This is a genomic window from Micromonospora orduensis (assembly GCF_006228125.1).
Lineage (GTDB): Bacteria > Actinomycetota > Actinomycetes > Mycobacteriales > Micromonosporaceae > Micromonospora > Micromonospora orduensis.
The window spans coordinates 1-10697 of record NZ_VDFY01000201.1 but is presented as its reverse complement, the minus strand read 5'-3'; the positions used below and the strand labels follow the sequence as shown (position 1 = coordinate 10697).

The window sequence follows — 10697 nt, the reverse complement described above, 5'->3', positions numbered from 1 at the left end:
ACCAGGACGTGGTCGATGGTGACCGGGGGGATGAGGTCGCCGTCGTACGGGCCCCAGGTGCCGGTGAGCCCCGCGCCGGTGGCGTCGGCGGCGTCCACGTAGCCGGTGCGCAGCAGGGCACGCAGTGGGCTGTGGTCGAGGGTGGCGTTGAAGTCCCCGGCGAGGATCCGCAGCTCACCGTCGCCGGTGGCCGGTGGCTGGGTGGTCAGGTCGGCTCGCCAGGCGCCGACCTGGTCCAACGCGTACGGCGCGGAGGGGTGGGCCGACTCGACGCGCACCGGGGGAGCGCCGGGGATGGTCAGCGTGCCGTACGCCTGGGTGAAGCCCCAGCCGCGCCGGTTGGTGCGGATGCCGGCGTCGCTGATCGGCCAGCGGGCGTAGAGCCCCGAGCCGGGGGTGCCCACCTGGGGATTGAGGTGCCGGTAGGGCAGCAGGCGGTCGAGGCCGAGCCGGTCCAGGGCGGCCTGCGCGTCAGGGGTGAACTCCTGCACGGTGAGCACGTCGACCTGCTGGGTGCGGACCAGGTCGACGAGGGTCCGGGCGTCGGCGGCGCCGGCGAGCAGGTTCGCGGTGAGCAGCCGCAGGGTGGGCCCGGCCGCCGCCGGTTGCGGGGCGGGCAGTGCCCGGGGTACGACCAGGCCGAGCAGCGTCACGGTGGCCAGTGCCGCGACGGCCGCCGGCCACCAGCGCCGCAGGGCGAGGGCGGCGGCGAGGGCCAGCAGGCTCCATCCCGCGGCGTACGGGGTGAAGGCGAGAGCCTGCACAAACGGCCCCCGGTCGAGGCCGGCGAGCCGGACCGTGGCCCAGGCGGCCACCGGCCCGACCACCAACCAGCTGAACACGGTGCCGACCCGCCGGGAGTGGCGTCGGATCAGCGCCGCAGGGGTGTCCATGATCATGGCGATCAGCGTAGCGGGACCGGCCGACGCATTTCGTGAATGTTTGTGCGCTCGCATTTCACAATTGCCTGACGGCTGACCGACAGTGCGTCAAAGTGAGATCAACTATTGACGGTCAGCTTTTTGTGGTGCTACGTTCCATCTGGCCTAAACGACGCAACTCTGAGTAGTAACTCCAGCTCAGGCGGGATACAGATTGTCAAAGAATCCGCTCCCGTAATGGTCGTGACCCTATTTTCAGGCAATCATCCGTCCCGCCCCGCGGGTCGGCCGAATTCGCACGGTCACAAAAGGGGGACCTGTTATGAGCACATTCTTCCGACGTAAGGCGGCGGCGGTCACGTTCGCCGTTCTGGCGCTGACCCTGGCCGGGGGTGGGATCGCCGCCGCTGGGGCGTCGGCCAAGGCGCCGCAGGAGGCCGTCCAGCCGGCGGCGCGCGGCACGAACGCCCAGCCGCCGGTGACGGCGGAGTCGGCACGTATGGCGAAGGCCGCGCTGAAGGCCAACTCGGCCCTCGTCGCCACCGCCACCACAGTCGTCGTCAACTCCAACGGCACCAAGGCGCGGGGCACCGGCACCGTGATCAAGTACGGCGTCGGCCAGTACGAGGTCCAGTTCGGTTTCACCGTCTCGACCAGCATCTTCGTGGCCACCATCGGCCGCGCCGACGCGTGCTGCATCCCGCCGGCCGGCGAGATCTCGGTCGCGCCCCGGCTCAGTACGCCGAACGCGGTCTTCGTGCAGACCCGCAACTCGGCCGGCACGCCGACCGACCTCGGGTTCCACCTGGTCGTCCACACCGCCTGACCGAACCGATGTCCGGCCCCCGCGTCCCGCACGCGGGGGCCGGATCGCCTTCGATGATCGTGGACCTCGGGCGCGTGGGCATATCGCCTGTTGCTCGTACCCCGTCCGGGCGGCTCATCCCCGTCCGGGCCGCAACGGGCCCGTCCGGCGCTCACAATCCGACGTTTGCCGGCCCCCCGCCACGGGAAGCAAGCACCGTGACGGACATCTCGGACACCCTGGCCAGCATGCCCAGCCCGGTCGATCCAGAGCCGACCGGCGTCGAGCTGGAACAGACCCTCTTCGAGGTCAAACGCGTGATCGTCGGGCAGGATCGGCTCGTCGAACGACTGCTCACCGCACTGGTCGCCAACGGGCACTGCCTCCTGGAGGGGGTTCCCGGCGTGGCCAAGACGCTTGCCGCGCAGACCCTCGCCACAGTGGTCGGTGGCACCTTCTCCCGGATCCAGTTCACCCCGGACCTGGTCCCCTCCGACATCGTCGGTACCCGGATCTACCGGGCCTCCAAGGAGACCTTCGACATCGAGCTGGGCCCGATCATGGCCAACCTGGTGCTCGCCGACGAGATCAACCGCGCCCCCGCCAAGGTCCAGTCGGCGCTGCTGGAGGCCATGGCGGAGCGACAGGTCTCCATCGGCGGGCGCAGCTGGCCGGTCCCGGCGCCGTTCCTGGTGCTGGCCACCCAGAACCCGATCGAGTCCGAGGGGGTCTACCAACTCCCCGAGGCACAGCGCGACAGGTTCCTGATGAAGGTGGTCGTCGACTATCCCAGCGACGCCGACGAGCTGGCGATCCTCTACCGGATGAGCACCGACCGGCCGACCCCGCGCCGGGTGCTCGACGCGCAACGGCTGCGTGACCTCCAGGTCCAGGCGGAACGGGTCTTCGTCCACCACGCCCTGGCCGAGTACGTGGTCCGGCTCATCCTCGCCACCCGTGACCCGGGGCGCTTCGGCCTGGCGGAGATCGCGCCGATGCTGGCGTACGGCGCCAGCCCCCGGGCCACCCTCGGCCTGGTCGCGGCCGCCCGGGCGCAGGCGCTGCTGCGGGGACGGGAGTACGTGCTGCCCGAGGACATCCGTGAGCTGGCCGTGGACGTGCTCGCCCACCGGCTGGTGCTCTCCTTCGACGCGGTGGCCGACGGTGTGTCGGCCGAGAGTCTGGTCCGGCGACTGGTCGAGGCCGTCCCACCGCCCCGGCTCGCCCACGGCCACCCGCAGCAGGCCCCCGATCTGGCGGCGGCATGAGACGCGCGGCTGTCGCGTCGGCCGACCCCGGGTTGGTGGGGCTGGCGCCGGACCAGCGGCTGCGCCGCCTGGAACTGACAGTCACCCGCCGGTTGAACGGCCTACTGCACGGCCAGTACCGTGGCCTGCTGCCCGGCCCGGGCAGTGAACCCGCCGGCAGCCGGGAGTACCGGCCGGGCGAGGACGAGGTCCGCCGGATGGACTGGGCGGTGACCGCCCGGACCACGGTGCCGCACGTACGGCAGGTCGACGCCGATCGGGAACTGACCACCTGGCTGCTTGTCGACGCCAGCGCCAGCATGGAGTTCGGCACCGCCGAGCTGGACAAGCGTGAGCTGGCCGTGGCGGCGGTCGCGGCGATCGGTTTCCTGACCGCCGGTGTCGGCAACCGCCTCGGCGCGCAGGTGCTGGGCACCGACGGGGTGCGCCGTTTCCCGGCCCGCAGCGGGCGTACCCATCTGCTCGGTCTGCTGCGCGCGCTGCTCGCGGCCCCGCGTGCCACCGCGCCCACCGACGGGTCGGTACGGGGGCCGTCAGCGCCGCTGGAGCTGGCGGACGGGCTCGACGCGCTGAACCGGGTCGCCAACCGACGAGGGCTGGTCGTGGTGGTCTCCGACTTCCTCGACGGGCTGCCCGACGATCCCGCCGAGCAGCCGCCCTGGGAACGGACCCTGCGCCGGCTCACGGCCCGGCACCAGGTGCTGGCGATCGAGGTGACCGACCCGCGCGAGTTGGAGCTGCCCGACGTCGGCATCATCACCCTCGTCGACCCGGAGACCGGCCGCCACCGCGAGGTGTGCACGTCGGACCGTGGGCTGCGCGAGCGGTACGCGGCGGCGGCCGAGGCCCAGCGCGACCAGGTGCGCCAGGCGCTGCGCCGCAGCGGGGCCAACCATCTGGCGCTGCGGACCGACCGGGACTGGAGCGCGGACATCGTCCGGCACGTGCACGCCCAACGTCGGCTGGCCGCGGCGCCGGCCGGGGCCGCCCGGGGAGGTGCCGCGTGATCTGGCAGTCGCCGCTGCGGCTCTGGCTGCTGCTCGGAGTTCTCGCCCTGGTCGTCGCGTACCTGGTCATGCAGCGGCGGCGCAGCCGGTACGCGGTCCGCTTCACCAACCTGCGGCTGCTGGACCGGGTCGCGCCGCAACGACCGGCCTGGCGCCGGCACGTGCCGGCCGGCCTGTTCCTGGCCATGCTGGCGCTGCTCGTGGTCGGCTTCGCGCGGCCCAGCGCCGAGGTCCGGGTGCCCCGGGAACGGGCCACCGTGATGGTGGCCGTGGACGTGTCCACGTCCATGCTCGCCACCGACGTGGATCCGGACCGGCTGGCGGCGGCCAAGCAGGCGGCCCGCCGCTTCGTCGAGGGGCTGCCCGACGAGTTCAACGTGGGCCTCGTCGCGTTCGCCGGCAGCGCCGCGGTCCTGGTGCCGCCGGGCACCGACCGGGGAGCCCTGGACGAGGGGATCGACCGGCTCGCCGAGGGGGTCACCGGAGTGCAGGGCACCGCGATCGGCGAGGCCATCAACACCTCGCTCGGCGCGGTCAAGGGGCTGGACAGCCAGGCGGCGAAGGAACCACCCCCGGCCCGGATCATCCTGCTCTCGGACGGGGCCAACACGTCCGGGATGGACCCGATGGAGGCGGCCGCGGACGCGGTGGCGGCGAAGGTGCCGGTGCACGCGATCTCCTTCGGCACCCCGTCCGGGTTCGTGGACCGGGGCGGACGGCCCATCCAGGTGCCGGTCGACGGGCAGACCCTGCGGGCGGTCGCCGACGAGACCGGCGGGATGTTCCATGAGGCCAGCACCAGCGACGAGCTGAGCGCCGTCTACGACGACATCGGCAGCTCGGTCGGCTACCGCACCGAGCGGCAGGACGTCTCGGCGCGGTTCATCGGCCTCGGGCTGGTGTTCGCCATGGGAGCCGCCGCCGGCTCGATGCGCTGGTTCTCGCGCCTGCCCTGACCGCCGCGCACAACCGACGTCGACCGTGAGGAGTACGCATGGCAGTGCAGACCGGACTGGGCGAACCGCGCGGTCCCTGGTTCATCTCGCCCGAACTCGACCCGGACGGGCGCGGGTGGTGGGACGCGCCGGGGAACGGTCGGGACCCGGGCGGGCGGCGACCGCGCCGCCTCCTCGCCGTACTGGCGGTGGTGGCGCTGTCCACCGTCTCGGGTGCGGTGGCCGGCGGCGTGGTGGCCGGCCGGGACGGCGGTGCGGGTCCGGCCGCCGCGTCCGCGGCCCCGGTGCCGGCGGAGCTGGTCACCGCCGCCGAGCGGACCGTGCCCGGGGTGGTGTCGGTGCTCGCCGGTGGTGGGAACGGCGCCTCCGCGACGGGCTCCGGCTTCGCCGTGGACGACCAGCAGCACCTGATCACCAACGACCACATCCTGGCCAAGGGGGGTGGCGGGCCGGTGACGGTGGAGCTGCCCGACGGTCGCCGGTTCGCCGCCGAGGTCGTCGGTCGGGAGCCGCGCAGCGACCTGGCGGTGCTGAAGGTGCCGCCGTCGGCCGGGCTCACCCCGTTGCCGCTGGCCAAGCCGGGCGCCACCCGCGTCGGCGAGCCGGTGCTCGCGGTGGGTTCGCCGCTCGGCCTGTCCGGGACGGTCACGGCCGGCATCGTCAGCGCGTTGGACCGCGAGGTGCGGCTGGGCAACAACCGGCACAGCGCCGTGCAGACCGACGCGTCCATCAACCCCGGCAACTCGGGTGGCCCGTTGGTGAACGCCCGTGGGGAGGTGGTCGGGGTGAACACCGCGATCGCGACCATCGACGGCAACGGCTCGATCGGCATCGGGTTCGCCATTCCGATCGAGCAGGTGCAGCAGACCGCTGACACGATCATCGGTAAGGGCGGCTGAGCTGCCCGGACGCCCGGTGGGACGGGCGCGACTGTCGGATATCCGGCCCGACGGTATCGGACCATGGAAATATCACGCTCGGTATGGATACTGGCGGAGGTGGAGAGTCCCCTTCTTGCGGTCCTCCTGCTGGTGGGCCTGGTGATCGGTTGTGCGGTGGGGTCGGCGTACGCCCGGGCGCGACGCGGGTGGGCCGATTACCAGACGGTGAAGAAAACGGTGCCTACGGCACGCCGTGGCGCCTGGTTGCTGATCCGTGGCGTCGCCGTGAAGGCGGCGGTGATCGGGCTGCTGCTCTTCGGCGCCGTGGCGTACGCCGCGGTCGGCTCCGACGACGAGACCGCCGGCCCGGCGCCCAGCCCGTCGACGACGCAGAGTGAACCCGCGCACCGCTGACCTCCGGCGGGTCGTCGCGGGTTAGCCTCGGGACGTGGACGATGGGCTGCGGGTGACCGACAGGTGGGTCGTCCCCGCCGGGGAGCTGCGGGAGCGTTTCTCCCGTTCGTCCGGGCCGGGTGGGCAGGGTGTGAACACCGCCGACTCCCGGGTGGAGCTCAGCTACGACGTGGCCAACTCCCCGTCCCTGCCCGACTGGCTCCGGTCCCGGGTGCTGGCCCGCCTGGCCAACCGGCTGGTCGACGGCGTGTTGACGATCGCGGCCAGCGAGCACCGGGCGCAGCTCGCCAACCGGGAGGCGGCCCGCGACCGAATGGTGGCGCTGCTGCGGGAGGCCGCTGCGCCCCCGCCGCCGCCCCGCCGCGCGACCCGTCCGTCCCGGGGCGCCAAGGAGCGCCGGCTGGCCGAGAAGAAGCGCCAGTCCCAGCGCAAACGCGACCGCCGCGTCGACGGCGAGTAGCTCGAATCGTGCTCTCCATGGAGTGACCGGCGTCTCATCGGTGACAGAATCTGAAATCTGTCATCCGGAGGATGTACGCTGAGCGGGTCACTCAGGTGAGAGGAAAGACCCATGGACACCCGCACCCTCGGCACGACCGGCCCCACCGTCTCCGCCCTCGGGCTCGGCCTGATGGGCATGTCCGACCTCTACGGCGCCGCCGAGGAGGCCGAGAGCATCGCCACCATCCACGCCGCCCTGGACGCCGGCATCACCCTGCTGGACACCGGCGACTTCTACGGCATGGGCCACAACGAGATGCTGCTGCGCGACGCGTTGCGCGGCCGCAACCGGGACAACGCCGTGATCAGCGTGAAGTTCGGCGCTCTGCGCGACGTCGACGGCGGCTGGAACGGCAGCGACCTCCGACCAGTCGCGATCAAGAACTTCCTGGCCTACACGCTGCGCCGGCTCGGCACCGACCACGTCGACATCTACCGTCCCGCCCGGCTCGCCCCGGACGTCCCCGTCGAGGAGGTGGTGGGCACCCTGGCCGAGCTGGTCGAGGCCGGCCACGTCCGGCACATCGGCCTGTCCGAGGTGAGCGCGGAGACGCTGCGCCGGGCACACGCCGTGCACCCGATCAGCGACCTCCAGATCGAGTACTCGCTGATCTCCCGGGGCCCGGAGGCCGAGATCCTGCCGACCGCCCGCGAGCTGGGCGTCGGGATCACCGCCTACGGAGTGCTGTCCCGTGGGCTGATCAGCGGCCACTGGACGGCCGGCCGGCAGACCACCGGCACCGACTTCCGCAGCCAGCTGCCCCGGTTCGCCGGCGCCAACCTGGACCGCAACCTCGCCCTGGTGGACGCGCTGCGCGTCATCGCCGAGGCGCGCGGCGTCACCGTGGCGCAGATCGCCATCGCCTGGGTGCTCGCCCGGGGCGCGACCATCGTGCCGCTGATCGGCGCCCGCCGCCGGGAGCGGCTCACCGAGGCGCTGGGCGCCGCGACGGTCACCCTGACCGACGCGGACCTGGCCGCCATCGAAGCCGCCATCCCCGCCGGCGCGGCGGCCGGCAGCCGGTACGACGAGGCGCAGATGGCGTTCCTGGACAGCGAGCGCGCATGACCGCCCGGCCGTGGCGCGACCGCCGGACGGGGGCCGCGCCACGGCCGGCCACGCGGTCAGGGAGGCTGGACCGATGAGCGACGCCACCGCCCTGACCGCCGACCGCATCCTCGACACCGCCGAGGAGGTGCTGCGCCGGTACGGGCCGGCCAAGGCCACCGTCCTGGACGTCGCCCGCGCGCTGGGCGTCAGCCACGGCAGTGTCTACCGGCACTTCGCCAGTAAGGCAGCGCTGCGCGAGGCGGTCGCCGGACGCTGGCTGGCCCGGGTCTCCACCCCGCTGATCGAGGTGGCCACCAGCCCCGAGCCGGCCCCGCAGCGGCTGCGCCGGTGGCTGGCCGAGCTGAGCGGCACCAAACGCCGGATGGCCCGGGAGGACCCCGAGCTGTTCGACAACTTCCACCAGCTCGCCACCCTCTCCGAGGGCGCCGTCGCGAACCACCTGGAGGTGCTCGCCGGTCAGCTCGCCATCATCGTCACGGACGGGGTGGCGGCCGGCGACTTCAGCGTGCCCGACGCTGCCGTGGCCGGGCGGGCGTTGCTCCAGGCCACCGCCCGTTTCCATCACCCGTCGCACCGGGCCGAGTGGAACGAACCGGGCCTCGACGACGACCTGGAGGCCGTGGTCGCGCTGCTCCTCAACGGGCTGCGTACCCGCCCGACCGGCTGAGCGACGCCCTGCCGGTCAGGCCGGTACGGCGGCGAGCAGCCGGTCGCGCAGCACCGCGGCCCGCTCGGCGAACCCGCGCTGCGCGACCGCGTACTCCGCGCGACCCTCCGGGGTCTCCACCCGCACCGGCGGACAACCCAGCGCCGCCAGGTCGTACGGGCTGGCCCGCATGTCCAGCGTGCGGATGTCCCGGGCCAGCTCGAAGCAGTCCGCGACCAGCTCGGACGGCACCAGCGGCGACATCTTGTACGCCCACTTGTACAGATCCATGTTGGCGTGCAGGCAGCCCGGCTGCTCGTGCGCGTGCTGCGTCTCCCGGGTCGGGGTGAGGACGTTCAACGGCCGGGCCGGCGGGGTGAAGAAGCGGTACGCGTCGAAGTGGCTGCACCGCACGCCCCGCTCCTCGACGACCGCGGCCGTCCGCTCCGGGGTCAGCCGCAACGGCCACGCGTTGTGCCGCAGCTCCTCGTGGGTCTGCCGGTAGACCATCGCCCACTCGTGCATCCCGAAGCAGCCGAAGTGCGGCGCCCGCCCGGCGGTGGCCGCCAGCAGCGAGCGGATCCAGGCGATCGACTCGCCGCGCCGCTCGCGTACCCCGTCGGTGTCGAGGGTGAGCCCGGCGGCGGTGGCGCGGTAGTCCCGACCGAACTCGGCCGGGTCGGCGCCCCGCAGCTCGACCCCCGCGCCCGGGTGCCAGCGACGCAGCTGGGCCGGGCGGTGCGAGTAGTAGGTGAACAGGAAGTCGGCCACCGGATGCCGCTCACCCCGCCGGCGACGGGCCAGGTGCGGGGTGAGCCACACGTCGACCCGCTGCTCGTGGGCCTGGCGGCGGGCCTGCCAGGCCGCCACGTCGAGCACGGCGGGGGCGAGGGCGGCGGTCACGGACCCCAGGGTACGACCGCCGCCCGCCCGCCGTTCAGTGCATGTCCACCCGGACGCCGGCGGAGAACACCCCGCTGCGCAGCTCCAGCTGCCGGGGCGGCTCCCGCCCGTCGACGGTGAAGACCAGCGGCAGCACGACCCTGCTGCCGGCGGCCATCGGATCGGCGAAGACGTCCCGACCCAGGTTCGCCGACCGGGTGGCCGACTCGTCGGTGCTGACCCAGCGCCCGCCCGGCAGGTACGCCCGTTGCAGCTGGCCGTGCCAGGGCTGCTGGTCGCCGGTGATGTTGCGTACCCCCACCGTGGCCTGGCAGCGCCGCCCGGAGGCCGGAGCCGCGCCGCCGCCGTCGGTCGACCGGGCGGTGCCGGACGCTCCGCAGGTCATCCGGTACACGGTGAACTCGAACGCCGACTCCCGCAGCGGCACACCAATCGGCCCGGAGACACCCGTGCCCCGCCACGCGCCGCTGGTCGGCTGCTTCTGGGTGTCGATCGCCGCCACCCGCCGGGTCGCCGTCCAGCCCGCCGTGCCGACCACACCGGCCAGCACCGCCACGGCCGTTACGACAAGCAACCAGACCGGAGGGGTACGCCGCCGCCTCGGCGCGCTCGGGGCGGCCGGGCGCGGGTAGATCGTTCCGCGTCCACCGTCGGGTCCCGCGCCGCTGGCCAGCGCGGCGGCCGTCACCCTGCGCCGCCCGCGCCGCCGACGCCACAGCCAGACCCCGCCCGCGGCGAGCAGCAGCAGGACGGCCAGCCCGGCGAGCAGCACCGGGTACCGCCGCCAGACCGGGGCCTCGGTGACCTCGGCCGGCGCCGCCGCGCCCTGCCAGGTGGCGGTGGCGCAGTCGTACGGGCGGCTGCCGTCGCTGGTGAACGCGCACGCCGGTGCGGTGAGCGCCTGACCGGGCGCGGTGGCGGCCAGCGCGGTGCCCAGGGTCGCGGTGCTGTGCGCGGGCAGCCGCAACCGCCAGGTCACCTCTTTGGTGGAACCCCCCACGCCGGTGGATCGACCGCCCCCGGTGATCGCGGTGGCCGACGCGCCGGGCGGCAGCTCCTGGCGGACGGTGGTCTCGATGGGCGAGTTGCCCACGTTGCGCACCTGGATGCGGTAGCGCGGCGCCGGACTGCTCTCCGGGGCCACCGCCACGGTGACCGGCTGTGGAAGCCTCGCCGCCGGTGTCGGCGACGGCGGCGCCACCGCCGGCGGCGCCGAGGGCGGGGTGGGCTCCGCGCTCGCCCGTGCGGCCACGGCCACCGGTGACGGGGCGCCGGGCAGTGGTGCCACCGCCGCCGGCCCGGTGGTCGCCGCCGCGCGGGGTGCGACCCCCACGGGCGGTGGCGTACCGGCCGGCCGCCGGCG

12 protein-coding genes are annotated in these 10697 nt (G+C 73.8%); 9 read left to right on the top strand and 3 right to left on the bottom strand.

The genetic code is table 11. The annotated features are described in order from the left end of the window. On the bottom strand, nucleotides 1-899 hold an 899-nt coding region (locus FHG89_RS23160), incomplete at its 3' end, for an endonuclease/exonuclease/phosphatase family protein (RefSeq protein ID WP_425280208.1). Nucleotides 900-1203: 304 nt separating this feature from the next. On the opposite strand from FHG89_RS23160, the gene FHG89_RS23155 reads away from it, so the two are divergent. The 9 genes from FHG89_RS23155 (at nucleotide 1204) to FHG89_RS23115 (ending at nucleotide 8452) form a co-directional block, all read left to right on the top strand. Further along, on the top strand, nucleotides 1204-1707 hold the full coding sequence (locus FHG89_RS23155; protein WP_139586518.1) for a hypothetical protein: 504 nt from the start codon (nucleotides 1204-1206) through the stop codon (nucleotides 1705-1707). A gap of 197 nt (nucleotides 1708-1904) precedes the next feature. Continuing rightward, the gene (locus FHG89_RS23150) at nucleotides 1905-2954 is read left to right on the top strand and encodes an AAA family ATPase (protein ID WP_139586517.1); all 1050 of its coding nucleotides are present in this window, start codon (nucleotides 1905-1907) and stop codon (nucleotides 2952-2954) included. Then, nucleotides 2951-3961 (top strand): DUF58 domain-containing protein, encoded by a 1011-nt coding sequence (locus FHG89_RS23145; RefSeq protein ID WP_139586516.1) that lies wholly within the window; start codon nucleotides 2951-2953, stop codon nucleotides 3959-3961. Before FHG89_RS23150 ends, FHG89_RS23145 begins: the two co-directional genes overlap by 4 nt. Beyond that, complete coding sequence (locus FHG89_RS23140) at nucleotides 3958-4917, top strand: VWA domain-containing protein (protein ID WP_139586515.1); 960 nt, start codon at nucleotides 3958-3960, stop codon at nucleotides 4915-4917. The genes FHG89_RS23145 and FHG89_RS23140 overlap by 4 nt, the downstream gene beginning before the upstream one ends. Nucleotides 4918-4955: 38 nt before the next feature. Then, nucleotides 4956-5816, top strand: coding sequence for a S1C family serine protease (locus FHG89_RS23135; protein ID WP_139586514.1), 861 nt, complete (start codon nucleotides 4956-4958; stop codon nucleotides 5814-5816). A 99-nt stretch (nucleotides 5817-5915) separates the two neighbouring features. Then, entirely contained in the window at nucleotides 5916-6212 is a 297-nt protein-coding gene (locus FHG89_RS23130; RefSeq protein WP_139586513.1) for a hypothetical protein, read from the top strand. A gap of 34 nt (nucleotides 6213-6246) precedes the next feature. Next, the gene (arfB, locus tag FHG89_RS23125) at nucleotides 6247-6672 is read left to right on the top strand and encodes an alternative ribosome rescue aminoacyl-tRNA hydrolase ArfB (protein WP_139586512.1); all 426 of its coding nucleotides are present in this window, start codon (nucleotides 6247-6249) and stop codon (nucleotides 6670-6672) included. Nucleotides 6673-6783: 111 nt separating this feature from the next. After that, a complete protein-coding gene (locus tag FHG89_RS23120) occupies nucleotides 6784-7782 on the top strand; it encodes an aldo/keto reductase (protein WP_139586511.1) in 999 nt (332 codons plus the stop codon). Between the two features lie 73 nt (nucleotides 7783-7855). Further along, entirely contained in the window at nucleotides 7856-8452 is a 597-nt protein-coding gene (locus FHG89_RS23115) for a TetR/AcrR family transcriptional regulator (RefSeq protein ID WP_139586510.1), read from the top strand. Between the two features lie 15 nt (nucleotides 8453-8467). Here the strand turns inward: FHG89_RS23115 and FHG89_RS23110 are convergent, their stop codons facing one another. Together FHG89_RS23110 and FHG89_RS23105 are read right to left on the bottom strand one after the other, a co-directional pair. Beyond that, the gene (locus FHG89_RS23110; RefSeq protein WP_139586509.1) at nucleotides 8468-9334 is read right to left on the bottom strand and encodes a 3-methyladenine DNA glycosylase; all 867 of its coding nucleotides are present in this window, start codon (nucleotides 9332-9334) and stop codon (nucleotides 8468-8470) included. 34 nt (nucleotides 9335-9368) lie between these two features. Further along, the gene (locus tag FHG89_RS23105) at nucleotides 9369-10667 is read right to left on the bottom strand and encodes a hypothetical protein (protein WP_139586508.1); all 1299 of its coding nucleotides are present in this window, start codon (nucleotides 10665-10667) and stop codon (nucleotides 9369-9371) included. Nucleotides 10668-10697: the final 30 nt, after the last annotated feature.

Coding starts and splice junctions, on each gene's coding strand:
- FHG89_RS23145 (WP_139586516.1), top strand. CDS start 2,951: ATGAGACGCGCGGCTGTCGCGTCGGCCGACCCCGGGTTGGTGGGGCTG.
- FHG89_RS23115 (WP_139586510.1), top strand. CDS start 7,856: ATGAGCGACGCCACCGCCCTGACCGCCGACCGCATCCTCGACACCGCC.
- FHG89_RS23135 (WP_139586514.1), top strand. CDS start 4,956: ATGGCAGTGCAGACCGGACTGGGCGAACCGCGCGGTCCCTGGTTCATC.
- FHG89_RS23120 (WP_139586511.1), top strand. CDS start 6,784: ATGGACACCCGCACCCTCGGCACGACCGGCCCCACCGTCTCCGCCCTC.
- FHG89_RS23155 (WP_139586518.1), top strand. CDS start 1,204: ATGAGCACATTCTTCCGACGTAAGGCGGCGGCGGTCACGTTCGCCGTT.